The following is a 26,737-nucleotide window of genomic DNA, read 5'->3' as shown; positions in this document are numbered from 1 at the left end:
TGGTAATCCTCAAATATCAGGGTTTTGATAATGATGGGTTAACCATTTTCTTCCCCAATTATCCGATGCCTTGCACAACTACCTGATTCTTTTAAGACAATAGTCCGGGCTGTTTTTAAATAGCAGAATGGCTTTTTTCCTAGAACTTTGAGCCATTATGAATAATTAAACTTATTTAATTTTTGTCCCTGACTTGTAATTGATTCAAAAATTTTATGCTCCTTGCCTTGTCAAACTTGCACGCTCGTTCCCCTAACTGTTCCGAGTCTTGTTAAATGCTAGATAGATTAAGCACCATATCCCAGGGAAATAATAGTATTTGTATTGCCGTTTTGGATGGTCCTGTCGATCGGAATCATCCTTGTTTCCAAGGTGCAGATTTAACTTATTTGCCCACCTTAGTTAAAGGGGAAGCTCAAACTAATGGCAATATGTCCATTCACGGAACTCACGTTGCCAGCATTATTTTTGGGCAACCGGGTAGTTCGGTGGAGGGAATAGCTCCCCGATGCAAGGGAATAATAGTGCCGATCTTTGCCGACGATCGCCTCAAAACTTCCCAGCTAGATTTAGCTCGGGGAATCGAGCAAGCGGTCAATGCAGGAGCACACGTTATTAACCTCAGTGGGGGTCAACTGACCGACTTTGGCGAAGCCGATGGGTGGCTGAAAAATGCCGTTCGTCTGTGCCGAGAGAACAACGTCTTGCTCGTGGCTGCGGCTGGCAACAATAGTTGCGATTGCTTGCACGTACCCGCTGCCTTGCCCTCTGTGCTAGCGGTCGGGGCGATGGATGCCCATGGCAAACCCCTGGGATTTAGCAATTGGGGCGAAGCCTACAAAGACCAAGGCATCCTTGCCCCAGGTGAGGATATTTTGGGGGCCAAACCCGGTGGTGGTACCGACCGTCTCAGCGGTACGAGCTTCGCTAGTCCGATTGTCTCAGGTGTAGCAGCCGTGCTGCTGAGTCTTCAGCGGGAGCGGGGAGAAACCCCCGATCCACACAAAGTTCGTCAAATACTGTTGCAGAGTGCTTTACCCTGTGACCCTGACTTGCCAGAAGAAACCCGTCGGTGTCTGGCGGGCAGACTGAACATCCCTGGAGCAATAACGTTACTAAAAGGAGGAAACATGGCTGAGGAATTTACATCAGTGAATGCATCAGAAATAGAAGCTGCCGGCTGCGGTTGTGATGGCAGCCTAAGCAATACGGGTGAAGCGATCGCCACCGCGCAAGGGCAATCGCCTCAAACCTCGGTTGCAACAGCAGCCACTGCGACCGCTGGGGCTGTCCCCAGCAACACCCCAAACTTGCAAGATTTGATTCAATCGTTTCCCACTGCTACAACCCAACAACCAATGATGCCAAACTTAACTGCTAATTCCGTCACCGCCAGCCAAGCTCCCAGCGAAGTCGCTGACATGGGTCAGCTTGTCTATGCCCTAGGAACCCTCGGCTACGACTTTGGAAGCGAAGCTCGTCGGGATTCGTTCAAACAACTGATGCCCCCTTTTAACTTTGGGACAACAATGGTTCCGGCGAATCCCTACGATGCCCGTCAGATGGTGGACTACCTGGACGCCAATATTTCTGAGTCGCGCTCGCTTATTTGGACGATTAATATTGAACTGACCCCGGTCTATGCGATCGATCCTATGGGTCCCTTCGCCGCCGAATCCTACCGCGCTCTCCACGAACTCCTCGCGGGTCAAATCCAACCCGAAAGCGATGCCGAATACGTCGAGCGCGTCAGCATACCGGGCATCTTGACCGGGCGTAAAGTCAAACTATTCTCCGGTCAAGTTATTCCGGTAATTGAACCCCAAAGCACTCGCGGTATCTACGGATGGAAAGTTAACAACTTAGTCGCTGCCGCGATGAACGCGGTACAAGCTGAAGACGGCACTGCTGACGAAGAAAGCATCCGCAAAACCTTAGATGGCTTCCTCAACCGCATCTACTACGACCTCCGCAACTTGGGAACAACCTCCCAAGACCGCGCCCTCAATTTCTCCGTTACCAACGCCTTCCAAGCCGCCCAAACCTTCAGCGAAGCGGTTGCCGTCGGCATGGAACTCGACAGTATTACTGTTGAAAAAAGTCCCTTCTGTCGCATGGATAGCGACTGCTGGGATGTGAAATTGAAATTCTTCGACCCTGAAAACAGCCGTCGTGCCAAGAAGATTTTCCGCTTCACCATTGATGTAAGCGATTTGATTCCTGTTACTTTGGGCGAAGTTCGTTCTTGGTCTTCACCGTACTAAAGGGCAATACAATTTGGGTGAGAGTGCAACAACAAAATGCACTCTCGCCACGACATCTAGATTTATTCACCCTATCCATACGGAGAATCTTAAACCATGCGACTTCCTCTATTGTCTCCCCCCGTCAAACGTCCCCATTTCATCCAGCCTGCACTGTGCGTAGATGTGGAAAATGGTAATCCCGATGATTTGGTGCATATTCGGATGGATCTGATGCATGGCGCCAACTATAACGATCCTTCGGCCTATGCCAACCGCAGTTTCAACCAAGTGATGCACTCTAGTGCCAGCCAGAGTTCAGCCAGCCAGGGCTGGGGTGGCTTTGGGGGCATGGGACGATACTATTAACGACCCACTAGCCGCTAATCACCATGCCTCAGCAAACTGAAATCCTATGGCAAATCGGTCAACCTGGTAAAGGAAGTCAGGAGTTTTCGCAGGTAGGTGGGTGGCACGCTGAATTTACCTATGTTGTTGGGTCAGATAAAGACCCCATTAACCAGCCCCAGATGCCATCGCTGCTAGTGGTTCCAGCTCGCAAAACCAAACCGCAGAGGAAGGGAAAGCACCTTTTTTCCACCGACAAACTGAATATCCAATTCACCCTTGGCAAAAACTACAGCACAGGCGAACTTACACTTTTTTACAACTTTTTTGGCTCTCAAGTTGACACCCTTTTGGTTGATGGTGAGCCAGTGACCGAACTCGTCGGGATCGGGTCAGGCAAGCCAACCAAAACCCAGATTCCCTTGCCAGCCCTCAGCGCCGGGAAACATACCCTGACCCTGACCACCGCTGTTGGTTTGGGAGATGGGGCACACCGGATCGACTACCTCAAGCTAGAGGGGATGGTGGCTTCCCAGCCACCGCAAACCCTCCAAACACCCCAAACATCTAAAGAAACTAAGGAAACTAAAGAAACTATGGCTAATGAGAAAAAGGAAACGGCTAAGGAGAAAACAGAAGTAACACCCTCTGAAGTCTCCTCCACGCCAGAACAGAAAAAGTCTTACGTGCCGACTTCCCACACTGGGCTGCAAGATTATGCCTACTGGTGCGACTACGCCAAGAAGCAAGCCAAGAAGTCAGAAAAACACCCTAAACCCTTCCGCCGGGGCCGCATCTGGACTTAATCCCTAGCCTGTCTTGTTATCACCGTCCACTTAATGACTGACTGTTCGCTCTATGCAATCCACCACACTGCTCCAAATTCAGCCCCACTTTCATGTCGAGGCGATCGAGCCAAAGCAAGTCTACCTCCTTGGCGAACAGAGCAACTACGCCCTCACCGGGCAACTCTACTGCCAAATCGTGCCTCTTTTGGACGGGCAACACACCCTAGCGCAGATTGTGGAAAAATTTGATGGAGAAGTCCCCCCGGAACACATCGAATACGTACTCGATCGCCTCGCAGAGAAGGGCTATCTCACCGAGGTAGCCCCGGAACTATCCTCGGAAGTGGCGGCATTTTGGAGCGAGTTAGGGATTGCACCCTCCGTGGCGCTACAAGCGCTACAGCAGCCAGTGAATTTGACAAAGGTGGGCGAGAACATCAGTGAAGCTACTGTTGCTGCCCTCGCCACAGCCCTGCAGGACATGGGCATTTCGGTGCAAGCCCCCACGGATGCGGATTCTCCAGCAGCGCTCAACATCGTTTTGACTGATGACTATTTGCAGCCAGAACTATCTGCCATCAACAAGCAGGCTTTGGAGAGCCAACAAAATTGGCTACTTGTCAAGCCGGTGGGCAGTGTCCTGTGGTTGGGGCCGGTGTTTGTTCCTGGAAAGACAGGGTGTTGGGCCTGTCTGGCTCATCGGCTGGGGGGCAACCGCGAAGTTGAGTCGTCGGTCTTGCGGCAAAAACAAGCCCAACAGCAGCGCAACGGTCAAAACGGGAGTCTATTAGGCTGTTTGCCCACAGCACGGGCGACGCTGCCTTCGACCCTGCAAACGGGGTTACAGTTTGCAGCCACTGAGATTGCCAAGTGGATTGTTAAGTACCACGCCAATGTCACTGCACCGGGAACGGCTCGCTTCCCGACATTGGATGGCAAGATTATCACCTTCAACCACATGATATTGGACGTGAAAAGTCATGTCTTTATCAAGCGGCCGCAATGTCCGACCTGTGGCGACACAGGTATCCTAAAACGCCGGGGGTTTGAACCGCTGAAGCTGGAATCGCGCCGCAAGCACTTTACCCGTGATGGCGGTCATCGCGCGGTAACACCAGAACAGACGGTGCAAAAATATCAGCACTTGATCGGTCCACTGACGGGGGTGGTGACTGAGCTAGTGCGGATTACAGATCCGGCTAATCCGTTGGTACATACCTACCGGGCGGGGCATAGCTTCGGCAGTGCCACCTCCTTACGGGGTCTACGCAATACCCTGAAACACAAGAGTTCGGGCAAGGGCAAGACCGATAGCCAATCGCGGGCGAGTGGCTTATGTGAAGCAGTGGAGCGCTATTCTGGCATCTTTCAAGGGGACGAACCTCGCAAACGAACAACCCTGGTAGCACTAAAAGACTTGGCGATTCATCCACAGCAAAGTTTGTGCTTTAGCGAGGCGCAGTATGCCAACCGGGAGAGCTTGAACGCGCAAGCAACGGCGGCTCACGATTGGATTCCCCAGCAGTTTGATGCGAGTCAAGCCATTGATTGGACTCCAGTGTGGTCGCTAACAGAGCAGACCCATAAGTATTTGCCTACGGCGATGTGCTACTACCACTATCCCTTGCCCCAAGCTCATCGCTTCTGCCGGGGAGATTCCAACGGTAATGCTGCCGGGAACACCCTGGAAGAAGCCATTCTGCAAGGGTTTATGGAACTGGTGGAGCGCGACGGTGTGGCGCTGTGGTGGTACAACCGCTTGAGGCGTCCGGCGGTGGACTTGACGAGCTTTGATGAGCCGTATTTTGTCCAGTTGCAGCAGTTTTACCAGGAAAATAACCGCGATTTGTGGGTGCTGGATTTAACGGCCGACTTGGGGATTCCAGCTTTTGTCGGGGTGTCGAATCGGAAAACGGGAAGCTCGGAACGACTGATTCTCGGCTTTGGGGCGCACCTCGACCCCACTATTGCCATCATCCGCACCCTCACAGAAGTTAACCAAATTGGCTTGGAACTGGACAGAGTGCCAGACGAGAACCTGAAAAACGACGCAACGGATTGGTTACTCACTGCGAAGCTGGCGGATCATCCCTATCTGGTTCCTGATGCCACGCAACCCCTCAAGACAGCCCGGGATTACCCCAAGCGTTGGAGTGATGACATTTACACCGATGTCCTCACCTGCGTAGACATTGCCCAAAAAGCCGGTCTGGAGACCTTGGTGGTGGATCAAACTCGACCGGACATTGGGCTGAATGTGGTTAAGGTGACAGTGCCAGGAATGCGCCATTTTTGGTCGCGGTTTGGGTCGGGGCGGCTCTATGATGTGCCGGTGAAGCTGGGGTGGCTAGACGAACCCCTTGCGGAGGCGCAAATGAACCCCACACCGATGCCATTTTAAGTTTTTTAAAGTTTGCGGGCGATAGGTAGTCGCTACGTACCGGATGTCGCCCGACTAAGCTTCTTCTCACGAAGAAGGGGACTGACCCACCCCAACGGGTCAATACGCCAAATAACATAATGAGGATTATTCTCATGAACAAGAAGAACATTCTGCCCCACCAAGGCAAACCCGTGCTCCGTGGTATCAGTGGCAAACTCCCCAGCCGTTTGGCTGAACTCTCCGAGGAAGCTCTCGGTGGTACTGGTGTGGATGCCTCTATCTCGTTTCCTTGCGTTCCTTCCTACGATGGTGTGGATGCCTCTGTCACGGTTCCTTTCATTCCTTCCTACGATGGTGTGGATGCGTCTTTCACGTTTCCTTGCGTTCCTTCCTACGATGGTGTGGATGCGTCTTTCACGTTTCCTTGCGTTCCTTCCTACGATGGTGTGGATGCGTCTTTCTCGGTTCCTTGCGTTCCTTCCTACGATGATGCGGAAGCATAGAGGCAGAGAGGCATCTGTAGCGCTCGTAGCTTGAGTCTAGCGATCTTTGCCTAGCAGTTAACTGTTTAAGCATTTAGGCTAGGAGCAGAGGCGGGGTGAAGGATGAGCGATCAACAATCAAGCTTTTTCTAAGTTCTATTGAGGTTCCCTCATTCACCTCGTCTTTTTTGGAAAATCACATTAGCGCGATCTAGCTCTTTGCCCGCCATTACAACTTATCTTTACCCGTTTAGGAGTAACTCTTTTTTGACTAAAAATACGCTGCCTTTGAATATTTGAATGGATTATTTGAGATGCAAGTATACCTTTGTGAGGAAATGAGATTGTGACTTTAATGCCTATGCTTCAAAATAGTGGTCTGCGAGAACAGCGTATCCAGTATATGCGTGCTCATCAAGATGCTTTCGATGTAGAAAATATCTTTCCTCTTCCTCTTCTGGAAAAGCTAACCCTTGAAATAGAAAGTCTTTGCTTTATTGAGCCTTCTTGTAAGGTGGAAGGAAACCAGTTGTTTGGAGGACGTTTCACTGTGGGTTGTGACCGATCTACCTCATGGCCTGGATTTTTGACACCAGCCTTAAAGTTCCTAGATGATGTAGAGAGTCAAGTTGGTGTTAAAATCGATCGGCATTTATTTCAGAGGTTTCTGGGATTGCATATTAATTCCCCTAAGATTATTGATAATGGTGTAGGAATTGACCTGCGTCCACAATTGGAGAAGTCTAGCTTAAAAATCCATTTTAACGTTGGTGAAAATCCTGAAGAGCTAGTGAGGACAGCACTCGCTCTTGATGGTAGCCAATATTCAGCCGAGTTGATACAGGCTCTGATGAAAGATGTCTCTTTGATTGGGTTTGACTTTTTCTTGGATGGTCGGAGTGAAGTTGAACTCTATGCCGCTGCTCCGGGAGGGAAAGCTCAATCCCAAGGCGATCGTGGACTATTGATTAAAGCTTACATACAGAAAAATTTTTCATCAAGAGTAAATTTTCTCATGGATGTCTCCGATATTTTGATGGTGGGCTTTTCTCAAGCAAATTCAGAGCCAGTCATATATTTTGGATTCACAGATATTCAGGATATTCCGAAGTATTTTTTGTTCGACAACTTGGGAAACAGAGTTTATGACTTTTGCAAAAGTCGAGAGCATCTCAAACTTATTTGTGTAGGTGTCACCGAGCAAGATCTAGAAAGCAACAGACTGGAGAACTTTCGCCTTTACTACAACAGAGAAGGGTTCGCTTGAATCTGAAGATTCAAATCCCTACCACTGGATGCACTCATTTCTTTGTGTCGTCAGCAAGTTAAAATTTAAAACTATTCTTCTTCCAATGCTTGCTGCTGAGCTGAAAATATATTAGACATCTCGAGAAAACATTGTATTAATCTGTAGTATTTTGTAGGGGCGAAGCATTTGGGCGACAATTTCACGGAAAAATCAGAAATCTGGATATCCCAAATGCTTCGCCCTTCCCCGATAGGTAAGCCATAATTTATTTTTAGGAGATGTCTATTGAATATTGCGACCCTCCACATAGTTGAGTAGAGCTACCCCGCCAACCAACTTTGCCAACCAATACATAATGAATCTCTCGTTGGGTCAATATATCGAATAGTGCTTCAATAGTCCGAACAAAATCATCACCTTCTGAGATTACCCCTCCCAGTTTTTAACATCGAATAAGATCCTATTGCTGGTAATTTCACCGATCGCTGCTGTCATTGACTCACAGGCCCAATCATCGTTTCCTATTATCCATCACCATGAGCCACCACCCCTTCGCTGTTTCCCTCAACCCCGATATCCAAGTCAAAAGCACTAAAGACCACTACACCCTGCACTCAGCAGAATCAGATGCGACTGCTTTGCTAACCCTGGCTACCACGCCCGGAATCGGTATTGCTCTCGATCGCCTCAAGGCAGGCAACACCACCACGGAGGCGCTGGTGCAAGGGTTAGCCGAACTCGACGGTCAGGCAGCCGGGGAACAGTTTGCACTGACGCTACAAAAACTTGATGAACAGGGCTGCCTCTATTACGCTGTGTTGCCGTTGGCAGTAGCAATTTCGCTGGTGGAAACCGCAGAGCTCAACCCCAGTGAATCCGACTGGGTACACAGCAGCGTGGGTCTTGTCCGTTCTGCTTCCCTGCGTCCCCTCGCAGGCGTGATGGTACTAGAGTCACCTGATTCGCAGTTCCAAGTAAAACTTCTGGACTGGCGAGCGAACGCCCTTCTGGCTCAACTCGCAGAACCCAAGCCCCTAGCCAAACTCACGCCACCACCCAATATGGGGCCGGAAACCGCCTATCAATTTCTCAACCTGCTGCAGGCAACTGGGTTTCTCACCACCGGACATGAGCCGTCCTCATTGGTAGCCTCTGGCTCAGATGAATCAATGGGAACGTTTGCTACAGATGCGTCTGGGGAAGCTGAGGAAGTAGGGACTCAGTTGAATAAAGTAGATGAAGCTCTGACTGCAACTCACTTAGTTGATACAGAAATACCCGGGAATGAAGCTGAAACTACATCTGTTGATGTAGACGCTTCAACACCAACCACTGAGACCTTAGCATTCCCTAGTAATACACCAGTACAAGCCGAGGAGGCGACGACTGAAAATCCTGAGTTAGAGGCTTCAGAAGATCGGCCGATAGAAGTTACGGAGACAGATGGTTCAGATGGTCAAAGGGAACTCGATGCTGAAACTGAACAGGTTGTACTTGCGGCCTCCACTCAACTCACCAATGACGTTGAGGTTGAGAGTTCAGCAGCAAAAATAGGGGTAGCACTCCATCCCCATGACCTAGACGATAGCCTCCCCGGACTGGCTGACCTCCGCAACCAAACCCTCGGCGACCCCTGCATCACGATCGTAATTCTAGACGGCAACCCTGACCATACATTGTCGTGCTTTGAGGGAGCAAAAGTTTCTAAAGTCTTTCCCTACTGGCAAGAGACTTTAGAGCCAATTCCACAAGAAGACTATGCGACCTATCGAGAGATTGATGCGCGCGACATTGACGGGCATGAAAAGGCTAAAGCTATGGAAGCCGCTATCCCTGAATCAAACCTGATTCGTATTCATGGCGATAACCATGCTTGCCATATTACAAGCATGATTGTCGGTCAAGAACATACCCCCGCTCCCGGTCTTGCTCCTGACTGTCGTGTGATTAATATACCGATTAATTCCGTCAACAGTATGGAGGAGCTTATCTCGCCACTTAACCTAGCCCGCGCCTTTGACTTGGCACTGGATTTGGGAGCAAACATTATTCACTGCGCTTTGTGTCGTCCTACTCAAACCGGTGAAGGCGAAGAACTGCTTACCCAGGCTGTAAAGAAGTGTCAGGACAATAACATCTTGATTGTTGCACCCGCAGGCAATGAGCAGGGGAAGTGCCTGTGTCTACCTGCTGCATTACCTGGAGCATTGGCTGTAGGAGCGATGAAAGCAGATAGTACACCTTACCACTTCAGTAATTGGGGAGGCAACTACACAAAAGAAGGGATAATGGCTCCCGGTGGTGATATCTTAGGGGCGCAACCTGGTACAGACGAACCCATACGTAAAAAAGGTACGAGCGTAGCCGCTCCGGTGATGACCGGAATCGCCGCCCTGCTGATGAGTTTGCAACTGCAAGAGGGCAAACCCATTGATGCCGAAGCCGTCCGAATAGCACTGCTCAATACCGCGATTCCCTGCGATCCAAACGTTGTCGCAGACCCGGAACGCTGTTTGCGCGGCTTTGTCAATATCCCCGGTGCAATGAGGGCGCTGTTTGGGCAACCCTCCGTCACCATTTCCTTTGCAGGCGACCAAGTGACCCGCACGGAACGGGCAGGCTATGCCATTTCTACCGCTACGGTAGCCCCAGCAAGCATCATCGGCGCTATGGCTACGGATACCAGCCCAGCCGTGCAACCCGCCACTCCTGCTACACCCACGGAAGCATCCGTCACTGCTGCTGACTCCGCCACAGTGGAAGCTAGCACCGCCTATTCTGGCAATGTTTATGCCCTAGGGACTCTTGGCTACGACTTCGGGGATGAAAGCCGCCGCGACACTTTCAAGCAACTGATGGCTCCCTCCGAAATCAACGGTATCATGGTGCCCGCAGACCCCTACGATGCTCGCCAGATGGTCGAGTACCTCGATCGCAATCCTAACGAAGCCCACTCCTTGATCTGGACATTGAGCCTCGATGGAGACACAATCTATGTCCTAGAGCCAACGGGAGCCTTTTCAGCCGAGATATACGAGATGTTCCTGCTGATGCTGGCGGGGCAACTGGAGGCAGAAACCAGCGATGAATTTGTGGAGCGGATTAGCGTCCCCGCCCGACGTACCAACCGCACCGTAGAACTCTTCTCCGGTGAGGTTGTGCCCGTGGTGAAAGTACATGACGTGCGGGGGATGTACGGCTGGAAAGTGAATGCTCTGGTGAACGCGGCGATGGTGCGAATCTCTCGTCAATTAGACGAAGCCCAAGAACCCCTCGTCCGACAAGCTCTGACCTCCTTCCTCAACCGAGTCTACAACGATCTCCGGAATTTGGGGCAGACTTCGCGCGATCGAGCCCTCAACTTCGCCGCCACCAACATCTTCCAAGCCGCTGTGACCTTTGCTCGGGCGATCGTCCAAAGTCGTCAACTCGACACCATTACAGTCGAAAAAAGCCCCTTCTGTCGCCTCAACAGTGACTGTTGGGATGTCAAGCTTGAGTTTTTCGACCCAGAAAGCAGTAGTCGATCGCGCAAGGTTTTCCGCTTTACCCTTGATGTGGTGCAGCCGATGCCGGTCACTTTGGGTGAGGTGAGGAGCTGGTCAATCCCTGGTAAAGGGAGTGGAACGCAGCGGTGAGGGACTCACGCCACAAGAGTCCTTATGGCGTGAGGTTCTGGGCAATTCCAGAACTTCCTTCGAGGTACTCGTAATTTTAGGAATCATTGGTGTCAACTTAACGTCTAACCCAGTTAGAGACTGCTGTTTGACTATTAAGGCGAGATCCTCCCTAGCCCCCCTTCAGAAGGGGGGGACAAGAGTCCGATCGAAGTCAACCCCTACTCCCCTTCTTAAGGGGGATTTACGGGGATCTAGACTCGGCTGTGAACTAGATTTATCAAGGGTTTCAGTCTTAAGTTGACACCTATGTTCACAAATAATCCTAATACCTTTGCGCGACTTAAGCTAAAGAGTTTTTATGAACAGGCATCTTGTCTGTTCCACAGTTTGTATTGCTAAGGCTCAAGAAGTAAAAACATGGGAATAGAATTTAACCATTTATATATTACTCTCGACACAGAAACGCTAGAGTCAATAGCCAAATCAGAGTTCATCAGCCAAGAATTCTGCACAATATCCAGAGATACTGTAGAAACTGATACAGAGAGTTGGGCGGGAACCTATCTCAGAGGGAAACATAGCTATCTTGAGCTTTTTGCTCCGGGGGGTGCTGAAGGGTTTAGGGAAGGTTTTTCGGGTATTGGTTTCAATAGTAAACAAGCCGGACAGATTGATATTGTAGATGAAAAGCTAAAATCCTTAGTAGCTCAAGAAACGTTTTCTGATTTGCAAATTCGTCAAACCGAAGATGGAAAAGTACCCTGGTTTCATTATTTGGCGCTCAAATCAGAAAGAGAAGCCTTCAGTGCGTGGTTGATGGAATTCCATCAGGATTATTTAGATTATAAAAACATCCAACTTACCAGTGCTGGTTGCTTTGACCGTGCTGCTTATCTAAAAAACCTTGCTACCTCCGAAACTTCTTTATTTGACGACATTTCAGAAGTTCATCTTGAATTGACTTTAGCGGAACACGAGGAACTAGCATTACTACTTCGAGTCTTTGGCTATCACTCATCTTGCTCAGGAGATATTACTACCTATCGTTCTCATGGTTTTACTTTACAAGTATCTCAGACAGTTGCTCCAAGTTATCGAATTCGCAAGGTTGTTTGCACGATGAAGGCGATAGCTCATCAGGAAAGAAAGTTCACTTTCGGTGATAATGCACAGTTAAATGTGGGTGGAGAGTTGGCAATTTGGCAGTTTGGATAACTGAAGCAATAAGTTAAAAAATAGCGATACCCCTTTGTTTGGTAGCGCAACTGATAAATTTGGCAACCGCTTGCTACCCTATTTATCAGTTGCACCGCATCAAATAGCATCACTCCTCAAGCTGTGTATGAGTTAAATATTGATGCTGAGAGGAATTTTTGAAGGCTGCAAAAATCGATAAGACACCAGCCTTTGGGCATCGGCTTCGAGAATTTTTGCTTCGATGTCATTCAGGTTTACCTTGAATTTCTCGAAAGCTCTTTTCAATTGTGGCTCGACAAAAGATGAACCGGGGTAATCGAGCAGGTTCGTATAGTAAACTGAACCCAGCAGAAAAAGCACTTCTATTTGGAGTAATGCTCGCTCTAGTGGCGGTAGCGAACCCATGAAATTTTGCTGCTGTGCGGGGTTGGTAGGTGCTGGAGAATAGCAACCCAAAGGAAATGCTGGTGCGTAAGTCATCAAACCGCTTTGCGGAAAGTTAACAGCAGCGTGTTGGGCGCTAGCTGCAAAGATAACCGTAGAGATGGCCTCTACTAAATAATCTAAGCTTGCAATCCGACCGTCAGCATTTTCGCCAATATAGCAGTGTCCTTTAGCAAACAATTCACCAGCCCAATTTTGCAGTTGTCGATCGACAACTACGGACTCATCGCTAGAATAGTGCAGGCGCAGGTATTCGCCCACCCACTGATGAATGGCATCCCAAATTAGTTGTCCGTCATCTCGATAAGGATAAATCGGTAATTGCTGAGAATTATTGACACCGCGTTTTTCTAAAGTTCGGGGGAAGGCAACTTCATTAAAGTTAGCTAAGTGGCTCATCGCTTCTTTGATGGCTAGCTGGCCGTTACTGCCTATAGTGGCACTCAATAACAAGTCTATAGGCCCTTCTGGTGCTAATAAATTCTTATGCGCCCCGTAATTAATCAAGATAGTACCTTGCAAGTGAGGTTTCAACAAAACCATTACAGGATGACTATTATCGGTAAAGCAGCGATTAGTTGCCAGAACAAAAGGCTCAATAAATAAGTGAGTCTGAGCTAGGTGAGATATCAGCTCGTGGTAATTGCTATCTGCCATTTGCACGACGGTTTTAGCTGTCATCCAGTTGTCGCCATCTAGGGGCGTAAATATAGGATTGTTATCCCCCGGAACTGGCTGGCAGCGAATTGCTATTGGTCGTAAATTTCGATCTTGATATTGTTCGGGCGGTACTGCAAATAATGCGATTGGAGCATACATATACTTGGGAAGCCCACCAATATCGCTATTGACTAAACTATCGAGCTTGGAATAATCTGCCAGATAAAGTCGCCCGGATTGCAGTGCTGCTTCTAGATTATCTTCATGCAGAATCTCTCCGTACTGTTCGCTGGTAATTAACAGGCGCTCGTCTAGTTCTTGGATTTGATTGAGCATGACAGGGTTTGGCCCTGCTACTTGCATATAAGCAAAAACTGCATCTTGTTGGAAATTTCCTACAGTTGCCGGTCTGATTGTTAACGGATTGAGTAATTTTTCGTAATCTTCGAGAGTTGGATTGACAGTACCGCGTAGGAGGAACTCTGAAAATTCAACGGGCCGATCGATCAATTCTTCTCCCAAACATCTAGCAATTCCTTGAAGGTGCTTGTATAATTCTCTGTCAACTTCCTCAACTTCCTCAATTTGTAAAGAAGTTGCAGATTCTTCCTGTATGCTTAGGTTGAGCTGAGTCTGTATTTCTATATCGATTCGATCGAATACATTTTCAGCTTCACTGAAATCCCCCGTCAAGGGAGTGCTACTTTTAAGCTTGGGGGATACTTTTCGCTCCAAGACTGATTCTAGTTTTAAAACAGCATTAGTTAACTCTGCTTGTCCCTGGGCTGCCCTTATTTCTCGATCTATCGACTCTAAAGAATCAATTTCACTTTTGCTCGACTCTAACGAATCAATTTCACCTTCGTTTGACAGCGAGCTTTTGAGAAGATTAGCCGACTTTTCAGCCTCGTTCAAAATACTTAGCGTACTCAACACTAAACTCACCCATTTCAGGCTGGGAAGTTCATCGGCGTTAGGCAGTCTAGGCAGGTTGCCGATCGGACTAAGCGGCACCTCAGTCATAGCTAGAGGAGCTAAAACTGTATAGTCATATTCGTATTTATTAGATACAATCAACCTGCGAGCCAAAGGAACCGTCGCTAAAAAAGTGACTAAACGGTATAGCGTTTCAATGATTTGTTGCCTGGAAAAAGACATATTTTGCTCCAAAGACAAATATTACTAGATTGGGTGAATCGAGAAGTTACTAGATTGGGTGAATCGAGATTAGATTCTTCAGTATTGGTTGGTAACAGTTTGACTCTTAATTTTGTATTAGTTGCATCAGTTGATATAGCAATCCTAAATCATTTGTGAATTTCTTACTCCCTCCTTTTGCTAAGGAGAGGGTTGGGTGCCGGAAAAAATTTACGACTCCTGCAAGGATTGCTACAGATTTTTAGCTGCTTGCGACTGCTACCAATCAAGAACTGGCAAGTTGTCGGATCGGGATTAAAGTTGAAAGCCCAACCCAAAAATCCACTGTTTAACGAACTCAGCTAATATAGCATACCTGCTGAGCGACATCAGAATTCTCCTCACAGACCACCATCAGGAAGCCCGCAGGTGAAAGAAGGTCGATCGCGAGCGTTGTGGGTTGATGCTTGCTTGCAAGACGGCAGGCGCCAGAGAGCAATAGCGCCAGCAAAGGCTGGAAGCTAGTTCTCATCATAGTTCTGTGCTTGAAGCCGTATAAATTAATACACCAAATAAACAAGAAAAAAGATGACTGCAAGCCGGAAACAAAAGTTAACAAAACTTTTTAGCTAAAAAGTTTTTTTAGGCGCAAATTCAAGTAATCTATCTTTTGAAGCGAACAACCAGTCAAATCTAACTATTTTTCCAGAAAACGGCTGATTTAACCCCAATCCTGGGTAATTAAAGCGAGTCGGAAAAAACCGATGGCGATTTTCTTCCTTGTGTAGCGCCACCCGATCGACAAGTGGGTGGACTCAAAGCTTGAGATGGCCAAATATTTCTGATATTTTCCCTCTATAACTTATAGCTGGCTTCAGTTCTTACCACTTCTGCACGGCACCCCCAAACCTATTTACTTCTTTACTTCATAGCAAAAAATGGCAATCGAGGATCTTTTCGCAAAGTACAAAAAGCCCAACATCGTTATCATCATCACCGACCAACAGCGCGCCTTGCAGCACTATCCGCGGGACTTTGCCTACAGGCTCCCCGCGCTGAAGCAGTTGATGAGCAATGGTTTGAGTTTCGAGCGGGCATTCACCGCCGCTTCCGCCTGCGCCCCCAGCCGCGCGACTTTCTTGACCAGCCAGTATCCGGCCAAGCACAAAACAACGGATACAGGTCAGCTACAGCCGAAGGAGCCTCTGAACACGAATCTGCCCAACCTTGCCCATGTCCTAGAGAAGGCTGGCTACAAAACGCGCGCTTGGCTGGGCAAATGGCACCTTGGAGAAATTGATACTAGCCCCATAGAAGCTGGATTCACAGAGTGGGACGACCCGGACGCAGGCATCACCATCAGCGACTACAATACCCTAGGCGGCGGCGATGCAGATAACGACAGCCGTTACCTCGCCGATATGCTCAAGTTCATTGAACGACAGGACGAGAACGCTCTCGATCCGTTTTGCCTGGTTGCGTCCTTTGTAAATCCTCACGACGGGTTCGCAGCGTTCAGAGGGCTGGGCGGCTCGGGATACGAAAGTACAACTCTCACTAAAGTGCCTGTAGGTTTGCCGCCTAACTACAATGAGGATCTGGATAAAGAGAACAAACCCCGCGCCCAAGCCTCAGCGAGCTGGTGGACTTTCGCCAAGCCTGGCTCTAAGATGCCTCCCAAACACAGACCGCAGGATTACGTCAACTTCTACGCCTACCTCCAGATTTTGGTAGACAAACAGATCGAGCAACTCCTTGACGGTCTGGCGAAACAGAATCTGATCGACAATACCCTGATTATCCGCTTCGCCGACCACGGTGAAATGGCCATGAGCCACGGTCTCGTTGAGAAATTCTTTAACGCCTACGAAGAGAGCATTCGCATACCGTTCGTGTTCTCCAACCCCGTAGCCTGGCCTACAGCGCAGACTACCCAATCCCTTGCCAGCAGCGTTGATTTGACACCGACCATCGCCTCGTTGCTTGGTGTGGAGTGGCACAAACCGGAGGGACCGATTCCTGCGATTACCAACCCGACGATTTTTTACGGGCAAGATTTGTCGCCGATCCTCAAAAATCCAGCCTCCTTTGTCCAGGAATCCGTCCACTTCACATACGACGACAATCCAGCGGTTATACCCCCTCCAGAAGATAAACCGAAACAGAGGATTCTGTACCCCAGCATAGTTCGGACGATTCGCACGGACAAGTGGAAATACTCGGTCTACTTCAACGAAAAAGACGAGGCGAAGGCTGAGGGTGCCGAGGGGGACTGGGAACTCTATAACCTAGAAGCAGATCCTTACGAGGACAACAACCTAGCTGGTAATCCCGATCCCGAAATTAACAAGCAGCAGTGGGATTTGGAGCAGCAATTGCAAAAAGCCATGAATCGCCTGGGAACTATGCCCACTGCCTTCAAATGGCCTCCCCAGAAGACAGAGTTAAGCCGAGGCGCACCCGCCACCAAACCCACCGATATCTAGACTAAAACGCGAGTGGCAAAGTAAGGAGTTCCACCCAACCAGGAAGAGGATGGTGTTTTTCCCTCCTCTCTCTGATTTTCAAAATATTTCATCAGTCAACTAAAAAAACTTAATTACCCGTTGATTAACCTATGGAAGCAGTTTGGGATACGTTAAAAAATATCAATTACTCCGGCATACCGATTGCTAGAATCGCTATTGTGCTCATTGTCCTAACCTTGACACAGACACTAAGGCGATTTTTTGTGGCAGTAATTGTTAAAACTATTGAGAGTTTTACTAGCAAAACTAAAACAACACTTGATGATGAGTTGATTACAATTATCAAGCCTGCTTTAAGTTGGCTGATTCTCATAGGTGGATTTTGGCTGAGTAAAGAAATTCTGGCAGATAACTTAGGTTCTCAACTAAATCAAACAATCGGTAGCCTGCTCAACTATACAGTTATTTTCATAGTTGCCTATGTTATTTACCGATGCTCTTCTATTTTCGGTCAGATTATAGCCAACTTAGTGCTGCACACCGAAACAGAACTCGATGAATTGCTCAGACCTTTAATGCCCAAGATTTTTCAATCAGCAGCAATTATTGTCTTTATCATCAAGATCAGCGAGGCATTTTTAGGACAATCTGCTGCTGCATTGGTGGGGCTATTGGGCGGTGCCGGTATCACTTTTGGTTTGCTGCTGAAAGATATTGTTTACGATTGGTTCTGCACCTTGATTATTTACTCCGACAACCTCTACCGAGAAGGTGACTGGGTGGGGATATCCGGGGTCGAGGGTTTCGTGCAAATATTGAATATCGGATTCAGAACTACAACCCTGCACGTAACCAAATGGGGTTCCATCATCAAAATGCCCAATTCTAAAATGATTTCTGGAATTGTCGAAAACTGGTCGCAAAATCCGGGTAAAGAATTAAAATGGGGCTTAGTCTTAACTCTCAAAATAGACGGCATTTCGGCGGGGCAAACGGCTCGGATTTGTGAAAAGCTTGAAGAATTGCCGAAGTACATTCAAGGTTTGTCTCCATCCTGTACGGTGCGGTTCAAACAAATCGACCAAAATGCCCGGGTTATTGAAATTATGGCATTCGTCAATGACGATAATTTCTACTTTAATGCTGAGAAAAACTTAAATCTCGCTATATTAGAACTGCTCGAAAAAGAAGGAATAGATTTCCTGCACGTGGAACTGCAAACGGAGCCGGACAAGTACAAACGAAGCTTCCAAGCAACGAACAATTGAACGTTTCTGTTAACTCAAACAGTATCCGCTCAATAAATCGGGGTAAATCGCTCAATGATGAGCGTCAAACATCGCAAAATCGTTCCAAAAGCAGTAGTCTACCCCGAGTTATTGAGCGGATACCTCAAACATATCAATATGTAAAGATTTGGAGAAAAAGACATCCCGCCCATCCAACTAACTGCCGCGGGGATATCCTGTTAAATTAATTGCACGCAAGTCGAGGAAAGCCAAATGTCAGCCGCTTCTTTAACAACTCTAACAACTCTTCTAGATTGCCACTCCGCTCTTAAAAATGATGGTGAAGATGTCATTCAAGGATTGAGCAAAAACCAAAAAACTTTACCTGCTAAATATTTTTACGACAGTCGCGGTTCTCAGCTATTCGAGCAAATTTGTGAATTGCCCGAATATTATCCGACTCGCACTGAAGCTTCGATTCTGCGCCAATATGCCGGTGAAATCGCGCGGATAACAGGTGCTTGCGAACTAATAGAATTGGGCAGTGGCAGTTCTACGAAAACTCGCCTTTTGCTAGATGCTTACCAAGCTCTAAAATATGCCTGTAAGTACGTGCCTGTTGATGTGAGCGCCAGCATTCTCAAAGAGAGCGCCCTTCAATTGCAAGTGGAATATCCGACCCTGCACGTTCAAGGATTGATAGGAACTTACGAACAAGCCCTCGCTCAATTAATGCCTACATCGAGGTCATCGCGGATGGTTTTCTTCTTGGGCAGTTCGATGGGGAATTTCACCCCGGCCGAATGTGATATTTTTTTGAACCAAATCACCGATGTACTCACACCCGGAGATTACTTTTTAATCGGCATTGACTTGCAAAAACCCCAACATATCTTAGAAGCAGCTTATAACGACTCTCAAGGCGTTACGGCTGCTTTTAACTTAAATATGCTCGACCATTTAAACTGGCGCTTTCAAGGCAATTTTGATACGGGTTTGTTCGCCCATCAAGCTATCTACAATCAACAAGATAATCAAATTGAAATGTACTTACACTGCCAAACAAGTCATGTCGTTAATTTAGAGAGTCTCGGCTTGAATGTTACCTGGAAAACTGGCGAAAGTATCCTTACGGAAATTTCTCGTAAATTTGATTTAGACACTGTGGAAAAAGAACTAGACTCCAAAGGACTGAAAACCATAAAAAGCTTTACAGACCCCCAAAAATGGTTTGGTTTGATTCTGTGTCAAGCCACCAAATGAATCACCTCCGAGCCTTCGGTTTGGTTGGGCTCTCAACAAAGAGAAAAAACACAAATTAATCCATAAAACAGGTGAACGCGTGAAATCCACAGTTCATCATTTCCAGACAGCCAAAACTTTCTATCAATCAGAAAAATGGCATTTAGATTCCTGGTTTGAGGTAACTCACACGCGACAGCACCTACAAACAATTCCCAGTTGTCGGTGGCGGCAGAAGATTCCCAGGCAATACTACAATCATGAGGAGCGAGCTATCAAATTATGCCAATCCGTTGATTCAATCGCGCTATCAATTGCGGACGGCGTTGCGTATTAAAAGTATATTTGAACGCGTGCGTTATCGAGCGTGAGGTAGAGCGTGTATTATTCTTGTTTCAAGACTTGCTGTCAAAGTATTTGGTGGAGCGAGAAAGCAACCAATACAAGTTTCCCCAAAAGGTGAATTTGCTGGTAGCTGATAGCCATCTTTAAGGCACCGAGTTCTTTTAGCTTGAACAACCCCATTTTTGGATTGGTTTCGGGTCTAGTACGAGCCGCACTTTCGCTTGTCTAAAGCGCGTCACTCTTGTCTGGTTCGAGCTAATTAATTCCTCGCCTCTATTGCTCTAAAAGTTGTTTTTCGTGTATACTAATTTAGGCAGTTACAGCAATTGAGCTGCGAACAATACTGCGAAATACCCAATACTTCCAAAGGAGATATCTGAATCATGTGTACGAGAATTCTATACGTAGATGGACAATTAAATCCATTAATATATGACCCGAACGCGCCTAGTCCCAACGTCGTGACCGGTCGCAACATGGACTGGGCAAACTCGCTTAAAAGCGAGATTTGGGCATTTCCAGCAAATATGGAGCGCCAGGGGGGAACATACGAGCATTCCTTTACGTGGACATCCAAGTACGGCAGCGTAATTACCTCCGCCTTAGACGCTTGCACTACCGACGGTATCAACACTGAGGGTTTGGTTGCCAATTTGCTGTTCCTGGTAGAATCGGACTACGAACGAAAGCCAGAGCAACCAAAATTGACAAAAAAAATGTCAACTGCGGCATGGGCGCAATACTTCCTCGATAGTTTCGCCACGGTCAAAGAGGCGGTTGAAGCTATGAAACATGACGATTTGTTCGAGGTGGACGCGCCCGTCATACCGGACGGCAGCAATAAGAAAAGTACAGTTCACCTGTCAATTTCCGACGCAACTGGCGATTCCGCAATTTTCGAGTACGTAGGCGGCAAGCTACAAATCCACTACGGTAAAGATTATATCGTGATGACCAATTCTCCGACCTACGACAAACAACTGGCAATCAACGAATACTGGAAAAATAAGGATGGCATGATCGTGCTGCCCGGTACTAACAACGCCTCGGATCGATTTGCCCGTTGCTCGTTTTACCTATCGGCAGTCCCGCGCGGTCATATCAACGATGCACGCACAGCTATTGCAACCACCTTTAGCATAATTCGCAATGCCAGCGTGCCGATCGGGATCGCAGACCCCGAAAAGCCCAATCTTGCCTCCACACTTTGGCACACCGTTTCCGACCACAAGAACCTCGTTTATTACTATGCAAACACCCGCAGTGCGAGTGTCTGTTGGATCGACCTCAAGGAATTAAATCTTGCCGATGGTTCGGGAGTGCGGAAAATCGATATGCTCGAAGAGGTCAACGGTTCCTCAGAACCGGAACTAATCGAAAAGTGGGAGCTGGGCGGCGACCTCACCGAAAAGTTTGTACCGACCGAGCCGTTTGAATTCTTGCCTCACCCTTCTTCAGCGTCAACGCTTCCGGGTCAGGTATAGCCTTTCTCAAAAAAGTAAGGTATGCCAGATTTTAGGTACATCAAGGTTTTAAACCTTTGATACCTCATCTTCGAGAGCGATCGCCGAGCCAAAGCTTCTGGATCGGGTTTGGCTTTGGTACGGCGATCGCCATACCAACAGGGGTCGAGGTTTAATTCCCGCCATCAATGTTCTTACAGGACGGCTTGAGAAAGTTCTTTTCCAGAGAAGCCGCAGGAAACATAATGCCGGGCTTTTTTGTGGGATAGTTCAGCGTATTGAATACCCGATCCCAAAATCCTTGAATGCCGTAGTTTCCCTTAAAGCGAGAGTGGTGGAGATCGTGAAAATCCGAGTCAATGAAAAATATTGACAGAGAACTGTGACCTTCCAAATTGTAAGCATTGCCGATAACAGTCCAGGCGCACAATTGAGTAATATCGTATCCGAATACAAAAACAGGCAAAACGTCTGTAATGGTGACGATAGCATATTCAAGCAGGCTTTTATGACCGGCTACAAAACTGGATTAATCCTGGAATTCGTGATGTTTGAGGTGTATTTCCTGCAAGAACTTTTTGTGAAAGAGCCAATGAATAACGTAAAAGCAGAAATCCGCAGCAATTATTCTCATCAAGAACCATTCAAAATTTAAGAGCCAGCTATTTCCTCAATGAACTTCAGGATCTAGGGAGAGGATAATCGCTGCTGCTGCTAAACTTTTAATTTCTCCGACCAGGATTCCTTTAGCAGTAAATGCAGGGAAAGGTTGTTCTTTCACTTTCTTGATTCTGACATTGAATCTTTGCCGCCAAGTCTCGTTAGTTTTAATAATTTTTTCTATAAAAACACCAATGCTGTAGAATGAAACCGACCCAACAAGCCAGTACAGCAAAACCTCGGCGGTAAAGTTGAGATGGAATTTGTTCGAGAGCCAATAAATTAACTGCTGGACTATGGTACAAGCAACAGCTACTTTGATGAAAAACTCTATTTCAAAAAACAAATTAAAGATTTTTACTGTTAATTTATCCTTTGAAGACCCAGTTTTTTCAGGACAATTATTGAGTGGGTTCGGGAACTGAGAATTGGGTTCAAGCATTAGAATAACTTAGTATTTTTCGAGGTAAGCGAGCTAGATAATGTTTGTATTCAGTATTTCATTCTCCTATTCGCTTCATTCTATTTTATTTGCTGTACGACCAGCACCATCAATAAACGGAACCAAGCCGCACAGCCATCCCCTGCACAAAAAAACACTGCATCCTTTCAAGAACCTGCTGGAAGGGTTAAAATGCACCACTTCGGAAACAGATTTCAATCGAGTTCGTCCTTGATATTTCTTTACTTATAACTAATACAAAGAGTTGGTATCGCTTGCGCCTGTAACTGAGTCCCCAAAAATGCTGGTTGCATTTCCTTTTGTTTTTAGCGCATTTGGTCTCAGCAGAAATTTAACTTTAGCCGATACATTTTTTGGCGTGTCAATAAAAGCCCAAAAAACAAAAAACTGGTCGTTTGTTCGCTGCAACTGTTTTTGTCAATTTGTGCGGTATTAAAATACTCATACAGCAGTATAAATAATAAATTTTACGTTTGTCAAGTTAAAATTGTGCTGAGGGTATCATCTGCAAGCCCTACATATGATTTCTGCAAGTTTCCCATACCTTTCATTTGCGGGAATGCCAGCATCGGTTAGGTAAAGGCTTTTAACACTCCCGCACTACCCACAGGATTCAATTTTACCTGCAACTGATATATTGCTTTTCGCGCGTGCAACATCTCGAAAGCGGCTGAGGGGATTAGCGCTTCTGGGCGGTTTTGCAGTCTTCAATGCTACACGCGCACTGCACTCTCAAAATCTTGATAGTTTGACATACTCCCCAGCGTTAACGCACGGGGATTCTTGACACCTCACGCCCGATGTGCCACAAGTGGTCTTATCTTCTCTGTGTCCGTTTATAGTCGTGGAAATGCCCTATCCCGATTTTGTTTATATTCTTTGCTGCATTCTCATTTCGTAAGGATTCAGGTAAACAAGAGTGAGCGTGAGAGCCGAAAAATATGGTAATATAGTCAGATGAGCGAAAAGTCAGAGGTAAGGATTCAGGTCTAAAAACTTGCAGATCCAACGCTTGTCTGGTAAGGGCGAAGGGGTCTATGCTATCATAATCGCAGGAATTAGGAGTTAACTCGAATAAAGTTCCCTGCTGCGGTTGCTCGGTGCTAGCAAATTGCTGGCACTCGAAAATTCGATGTTTCCAAGAATGCAGGGCATCAACGCTCATCGCCAATTGAGATGCCGGAGGAGGATAGTTGGAGTTGAATTTGGGAAAAAGTTCGAGTTGTTTCACAAGTTTGGAAAGATTCGGACTACATTAATTTTTCCATTTCCACCGCAGCCAAACGAGCTTGAAGTACCAACAAGTTTATCGGATCTACGGCGATACGAAAGGTCATTACTTTCAAGTTTTTGGGGACGTATTTACTCAACAGACTCTCTACTTGACTCGAACACACTATCAAATCAAATTGATCCAGGTCGCATTTATTATTTTGAACGGTTTCGAGGGTAACTGCTTCTGAGTCTACGTGATGCACGTTGTACTCGATTATCTCCTTCATCGCTTCGCTGCTAATTTGTTCTTTACATACGAATAACAGCTTGGCATTGCGGGGCAGCGGTGAAATACAGCTTAACAATTGCATATCCGGTTGCACGTCAATTCCGATTACTTCTTTGTTGGGTTCTGCCAGCTTCGCTACATCCCACAAGTTTTTAATAGTTGTTACCACCAAATCTGCCGCCAACAACTGTTGAACCGATTGTGCTTCCTTATTTTTTAACGTGTTCCAATCAATTGATTCTAAAGCTAACCCGGTTGCAGATTGAATGCTGCTGCCAATATCGATACTATCTGGAAAAAAGTTCACAAATGCTACGTTGATTTGATGGCGATCGACAAGGACTGCTTGAGCGTAAGCCGCTGCTGAAAACTCCGACACGCTCAGCCCACTTTGAGATGCAGAGCGAAAAGCTTGACTGAGCAAGTCGTAGAAACTTTTCCGGGCTATTATTTGTTTCACAGACTGGGAATCGGCGATAAAAGTTCCTTTGCCCCGTTGACCTATCAAATATCCAGAATTAATCAGTTCGTTATACACCAAGGCTACAGTATTGTGGTTGACTCCTAAATGCTTTGCTAAATGAACGCCCGGTGGTAGTGGCTGGTTCGGCTTGAGATTGCCCCGCACGATCAATAGCTTAATCTGCTCGGTAATTTGAGCCGCAATTGTTAGTGGCGCTCCAGTATCCACAACAATAGGGAGTAAAACCGGGTCTTTCATGTAAGCTGGCATATTTGTGACTATTTTAGTAATTAATCTTTTTGACATTCAAGCAATTTCTAAAATTCAGTACGAAAAGGGCTCTGTCTCTTAAAATTTATGTTTACACTCCGCTTTATGTAGTTACTTTTCTATCCATTAATTAAGTTTACATATCCACAGACGCCCGGCGTATTCCCCATCAGTCCACAACGGTTTAGAATAGCGTTCGATTGTGCGGCCGTCCCTCAGTTGAACTTTATCGTGAAATTCTAGCTGAGTCTGCTTGTAAATTTCTGTTATGTTCTTGAGAAAAACTTGGGGATTGTCGAATTGTTCGGCAACAAACTGCAACGCTAGGCGATCGGATAGTGACCTGATAATAAATTCAGGTACATTCCAGATTTTTAACACACTGGGAGTCAGCCCTGAAATTTGTCTCTGGCTGTTTACTAACAAAATTCCAGAGTTTGCATCTTGATTTTTTAACTGGTCTGAAATTGGCAACATCAAAAAGTGATTGGGGTTCGGGGTTACTTTTTATTAAGAAAAATAAATATTTAGTTTGTTTCTCCAATATTTAATTTTCTTATCACACTTTTAAAACTGTAGAAGGACAGTTTTACCTACTTACAATACATCCTACCACAACTGAAACACGAAAGTTCCCAGATAACACTGGTTGACTGGTACTACGGGGCGCTCCTGGCTATCCGGTGATTGATATAGCTTATGTGTCTCAGGGTAAGGATTTCAGCGATTTCATCGCCAAATCTTTGTGCTTTTCGATACAGTAGACCTCTCCCATAATTCCAATCCCTTCCCCCGCTTGGTTTTGGGAACCCGGCCCCCTAAAGGGCCCAGGGCTGTTTCATTCTCTTGTAGGGGCGGTGCCAAGAGTGCCCGCCCGATCTCTGAAACACCTACAAAATCGTGGAGGGGGAGGGTAGGCACGGGGCACTACCCCTACAAAACGATGATTCGTCTGAGAATGAAACAGCCCTGCTCAAGGGCCTGGCTGCCAAAACCAACGCTTCAATAAGGGTTTCAACGGTCGAGCGATAAAAACTGCCCGGTTTCATGACCTAAATTTTACTATTTTTTTTCAGCTTGTAGGGACTTTTATTGACACATAACGATCGCACCTATTCGCCATCTTACTAATTTACATACCACTAAAATTATTCGATCGTAATTTTTCGAGTTTCAGCGAAATCTTTCTGATGCTACTCTCCAGATTTTTAGTAATCTAATTAGATGTTCGACAAAGATTCTTTTTTGAGCCTTTGATTTATTGGCTCTTTTTGACGAGCATACATATTTTCGGCATTTGGAATTAGTTGTATTAATTGGTCGTAGTCTATGCCCAACATTCTTTGAGTCTCGGATGGATGCTTTTCAAGATATTCTCGAAGCTGGCTCATGTTGAGAGGGGGTAAAATTTCATTATACTTTAAGAGCGATCGATCAACTATTTCTTTTTGGGAGAGGTCTAAAAAAATCAGGGCAAATATAAACTATTGATTTTGGCTCATCAAATATGAATTTGTCAGGTTCGCGACTTTTCCAGACTCTCCCTACATATTGTTCTTCAATCCATTGCGACTGAGAAGATATCTCTAACAGCCGACCGCACTTAAATTTAATAATTGCATAAATATCCAATTCCGGCTTTTGGTATACTTCTGTTATTTGTTTGACAAATTTTTGAGGTTCTTCTAAATAGTGAGAAGCTAACTCTAAAGCTTGGAACTCGTTTTGTGAGTCTATAACGTATTTTGGGAGACTCCACAACTCTATAAAATTTCGATTTATACTCACTATTCTTCTGTTATTATCGACTACAAGAATTCCCGTATTAGATTGACTTTGCCCTTGATACAATTTGCTCATACTTGTGATGTTTGGGTATTTTTCATGAAGCATACCTAAAGCAAGTCTAACAGAGTTGGGAAGCAACTTGCTCTGGTTGCACGATCAGCCCATAAAATAGGTAGGTCGGTACGAATAAATTTCACTATGTCAGGACAGACGCAGAACTGACACTTTCACAAAGGCCTGGGATCGGTTTTCCGATCGCAACGCTTACGTGTCTGGCAATGAGAGAAAAAA

The 26,737-nt window shown here is 46.5% G+C and carries 21 protein-coding genes; 14 read left to right on the top strand and 7 right to left on the bottom strand.

Annotated elements, in window-relative coordinates:
- The first annotated feature begins 275 nt into the window (after window positions 1-275).
- The 8 genes from QZW82_RS15030 to QZW82_RS14995 all read left to right on the top strand — a co-directional run bounded on the left by QZW82_RS15030 (window position 276) and on the right by QZW82_RS14995 (window position 12,328).
- Window positions 276-2,264: a PatA/PatG family cyanobactin maturation protease gene (locus tag QZW82_RS15030; protein ID WP_293149422.1), complete on the top strand. Its 1,989-nt coding sequence runs from the start codon at window positions 276-278 to the stop codon at window positions 2,262-2,264.
- A 96-nt stretch (window positions 2,265-2,360) separates the two neighbouring features.
- Window positions 2,361-2,612 carry a cyanobactin biosynthesis system PatB/AcyB/McaB family protein gene (locus QZW82_RS15025; RefSeq protein ID WP_293149420.1) on the top strand — a complete coding sequence of 84 codons (252 nt, stop codon included), beginning with the start codon at window positions 2,361-2,363 and terminating at the stop codon, window positions 2,610-2,612.
- Between the two features lie 23 nt (window positions 2,613-2,635).
- On the top strand, window positions 2,636-3,397 hold the full coding sequence (locus tag QZW82_RS15020; protein ID WP_293149418.1) for a cyanobactin biosynthesis PatC/TenC/TruC family protein: 762 nt from the start codon (window positions 2,636-2,638) through the stop codon (window positions 3,395-3,397).
- Window positions 3,398-3,449: 52 nt separating this feature from the next.
- Window positions 3,450-5,780, top strand: a complete 2,331-nt coding sequence (locus QZW82_RS15015) for a TOMM precursor leader peptide-binding protein (protein WP_293149416.1) — start codon at window positions 3,450-3,452, stop codon at window positions 5,778-5,780.
- Between the two features lie 134 nt (window positions 5,781-5,914).
- Window positions 5,915-6,265: a DUF5837 family cyanobactin class RiPP gene (locus tag QZW82_RS15010; protein WP_293149414.1), complete on the top strand. Its 351-nt coding sequence runs from the start codon at window positions 5,915-5,917 to the stop codon at window positions 6,263-6,265.
- Between the two features lie 334 nt (window positions 6,266-6,599).
- Window positions 6,600-7,511 carry a LynF/TruF/PatF family peptide O-prenyltransferase gene (locus QZW82_RS15005; RefSeq protein WP_293149499.1) on the top strand — a complete coding sequence of 304 codons (912 nt, stop codon included), beginning with the start codon at window positions 6,600-6,602 and terminating at the stop codon, window positions 7,509-7,511.
- Window positions 7,512-8,029: 518 nt separating this feature from the next.
- The gene (locus QZW82_RS15000; RefSeq protein ID WP_293149412.1) at window positions 8,030-11,131 is read left to right on the top strand and encodes a PatA/PatG family cyanobactin maturation protease; all 3,102 of its coding nucleotides are present in this window, start codon (window positions 8,030-8,032) and stop codon (window positions 11,129-11,131) included.
- A gap of 399 nt (window positions 11,132-11,530) precedes the next feature.
- Window positions 11,531-12,328, top strand: a complete 798-nt coding sequence (locus tag QZW82_RS14995) for a DUF5829 family protein (RefSeq protein ID WP_293149410.1) — start codon at window positions 11,531-11,533, stop codon at window positions 12,326-12,328.
- A gap of 132 nt (window positions 12,329-12,460) precedes the next feature.
- On the opposite strand, the gene QZW82_RS14990 is transcribed toward QZW82_RS14995, so the two are convergent.
- Entirely contained in the window at window positions 12,461-14,572 is a 2,112-nt protein-coding gene (locus QZW82_RS14990) for a lipoxygenase family protein (protein ID WP_293149408.1), read from the bottom strand.
- 917 nt (window positions 14,573-15,489) lie between these two features.
- Between QZW82_RS14990 and QZW82_RS14985 the strand changes: the two genes are divergently transcribed.
- From QZW82_RS14985 to QZW82_RS14965, 5 genes are all read left to right on the top strand, one after another.
- On the top strand, window positions 15,490-17,037 hold the full coding sequence (locus QZW82_RS14985; RefSeq protein ID WP_293149406.1) for a sulfatase-like hydrolase/transferase: 1,548 nt from the start codon (window positions 15,490-15,492) through the stop codon (window positions 17,035-17,037).
- A gap of 245 nt (window positions 17,038-17,282) precedes the next feature.
- Entirely contained in the window at window positions 17,283-18,287 is a 1,005-nt protein-coding gene (locus tag QZW82_RS14980; protein ID WP_293149404.1) for a mechanosensitive ion channel domain-containing protein, read from the top strand.
- A 234-nt stretch (window positions 18,288-18,521) separates the two neighbouring features.
- Complete coding sequence (egtD, locus tag QZW82_RS14975; protein ID WP_293149402.1) at window positions 18,522-19,511, top strand: L-histidine N(alpha)-methyltransferase; 990 nt, start codon at window positions 18,522-18,524, stop codon at window positions 19,509-19,511.
- Window positions 19,512-19,835: 324 nt separating this feature from the next.
- Entirely contained in the window at window positions 19,836-19,982 is a 147-nt protein-coding gene (locus QZW82_RS14970; protein WP_293149400.1) for a hypothetical protein, read from the top strand.
- 236 nt (window positions 19,983-20,218) lie between these two features.
- Window positions 20,219-21,319 carry a linear amide C-N hydrolase gene (locus QZW82_RS14965; RefSeq protein WP_293149398.1) on the top strand — a complete coding sequence of 367 codons (1,101 nt, stop codon included), beginning with the start codon at window positions 20,219-20,221 and terminating at the stop codon, window positions 21,317-21,319.
- 151 nt (window positions 21,320-21,470) lie between these two features.
- On the opposite strand, the gene QZW82_RS14960 is transcribed toward QZW82_RS14965, so the two are convergent.
- On the bottom strand, window positions 21,471-21,764 hold the full coding sequence (locus QZW82_RS14960; RefSeq protein WP_293149396.1) for a sterol desaturase family protein: 294 nt from the start codon (window positions 21,762-21,764) through the stop codon (window positions 21,471-21,473).
- Between the two features lie 42 nt (window positions 21,765-21,806).
- Between QZW82_RS14960 and QZW82_RS14955 the strand changes: the two genes are divergently transcribed.
- Window positions 21,807-21,953, top strand: a complete 147-nt coding sequence (locus QZW82_RS14955; RefSeq protein ID WP_293149394.1) for a hypothetical protein — start codon at window positions 21,807-21,809, stop codon at window positions 21,951-21,953.
- A 15-nt stretch (window positions 21,954-21,968) separates the two neighbouring features.
- On the opposite strand, the gene QZW82_RS14950 is transcribed toward QZW82_RS14955, so the two are convergent.
- The 5 genes from QZW82_RS14950 to QZW82_RS14930 form a co-directional block, all read right to left on the bottom strand.
- The gene (locus QZW82_RS14950) at window positions 21,969-22,400 is read right to left on the bottom strand and encodes a hypothetical protein (protein WP_293149392.1); all 432 of its coding nucleotides are present in this window, start codon (window positions 22,398-22,400) and stop codon (window positions 21,969-21,971) included.
- A gap of 838 nt (window positions 22,401-23,238) precedes the next feature.
- Window positions 23,239-23,652 (bottom strand): hypothetical protein, encoded by a 414-nt coding sequence (locus QZW82_RS14945; protein ID WP_293149390.1) that lies wholly within the window; start codon window positions 23,650-23,652, stop codon window positions 23,239-23,241.
- A gap of 19 nt (window positions 23,653-23,671) precedes the next feature.
- A complete protein-coding gene (locus QZW82_RS14940; RefSeq protein WP_293149388.1) occupies window positions 23,672-24,694 on the bottom strand; it encodes a GntR family transcriptional regulator in 1,023 nt (340 codons plus the stop codon).
- A 90-nt stretch (window positions 24,695-24,784) separates the two neighbouring features.
- Window positions 24,785-25,135, bottom strand: coding sequence for a hypothetical protein (locus QZW82_RS14935; RefSeq protein WP_293149386.1), 351 nt, complete (start codon window positions 25,133-25,135; stop codon window positions 24,785-24,787).
- A gap of 957 nt (window positions 25,136-26,092) precedes the next feature.
- Window positions 26,093-26,584: a PAS-domain containing protein gene (locus QZW82_RS14930; RefSeq protein ID WP_293149384.1), complete on the bottom strand. Its 492-nt coding sequence runs from the start codon at window positions 26,582-26,584 to the stop codon at window positions 26,093-26,095.
- Window positions 26,585-26,737: the final 153 nt, after the last annotated feature.

Origin of the sequence: Microcoleus sp. bin48.metabat.b7b8b9.023 (genome assembly GCF_013299185.1) — a bacterium.
Classification (GTDB): Bacteria; Cyanobacteriota; Cyanobacteriia; order Cyanobacteriales; family Microcoleaceae; genus Microcoleus.
The sequence above is the reverse complement of the archived record's forward strand: the minus strand, read 5'-3'. Positions and strand labels throughout refer to the sequence as shown.

What these genes read in the sequence shown, in the direction of transcription:
- QZW82_RS15005 (WP_293149499.1), top strand. Translation starts at nt 6,600, where the DNA reads ATGCCTATGCTTCAAAATAGTGGTCTGCGAGAACAGCGTATCCAGTAT.
- QZW82_RS14955 (WP_293149394.1), top strand. Translation starts at nt 21,807, where the DNA reads ATGACCGGCTACAAAACTGGATTAATCCTGGAATTCGTGATGTTTGAG.
- QZW82_RS15015 (WP_293149416.1), top strand. Translation starts at nt 3,450, where the DNA reads ATGCAATCCACCACACTGCTCCAAATTCAGCCCCACTTTCATGTCGAG.
- QZW82_RS14985 (WP_293149406.1), top strand. Translation starts at nt 15,490, where the DNA reads ATGGCAATCGAGGATCTTTTCGCAAAGTACAAAAAGCCCAACATCGTT.
- QZW82_RS14950 (WP_293149392.1), bottom strand. Translation starts at nt 22,400, where the DNA reads ATGCTTGAACCCAATTCTCAGTTCCCGAACCCACTCAATAATTGTCCT.
- QZW82_RS14935 (WP_293149386.1), bottom strand. Translation starts at nt 25,135, where the DNA reads ATGTTGCCAATTTCAGACCAGTTAAAAAATCAAGATGCAAACTCTGGA.
- QZW82_RS14940 (WP_293149388.1), bottom strand. Translation starts at nt 24,694, where the DNA reads ATGTCAAAAAGATTAATTACTAAAATAGTCACAAATATGCCAGCTTAC.
- QZW82_RS14965 (WP_293149398.1), top strand. Translation starts at nt 20,219, where the DNA reads ATGTGTACGAGAATTCTATACGTAGATGGACAATTAAATCCATTAATA.
- QZW82_RS15010 (WP_293149414.1), top strand. Translation starts at nt 5,915, where the DNA reads ATGAACAAGAAGAACATTCTGCCCCACCAAGGCAAACCCGTGCTCCGT.
- QZW82_RS15000 (WP_293149412.1), top strand. Translation starts at nt 8,030, where the DNA reads ATGAGCCACCACCCCTTCGCTGTTTCCCTCAACCCCGATATCCAAGTC.
- egtD (WP_293149402.1), top strand. Translation starts at nt 18,522, where the DNA reads ATGTCAGCCGCTTCTTTAACAACTCTAACAACTCTTCTAGATTGCCAC.
- QZW82_RS15030 (WP_293149422.1), top strand. Translation starts at nt 276, where the DNA reads ATGCTAGATAGATTAAGCACCATATCCCAGGGAAATAATAGTATTTGT.
- QZW82_RS15020 (WP_293149418.1), top strand. Translation starts at nt 2,636, where the DNA reads ATGCCTCAGCAAACTGAAATCCTATGGCAAATCGGTCAACCTGGTAAA.
- QZW82_RS15025 (WP_293149420.1), top strand. Translation starts at nt 2,361, where the DNA reads ATGCGACTTCCTCTATTGTCTCCCCCCGTCAAACGTCCCCATTTCATC.
- QZW82_RS14995 (WP_293149410.1), top strand. Translation starts at nt 11,531, where the DNA reads ATGGGAATAGAATTTAACCATTTATATATTACTCTCGACACAGAAACG.
- QZW82_RS14990 (WP_293149408.1), bottom strand. Translation starts at nt 14,572, where the DNA reads ATGTCTTTTTCCAGGCAACAAATCATTGAAACGCTATACCGTTTAGTC.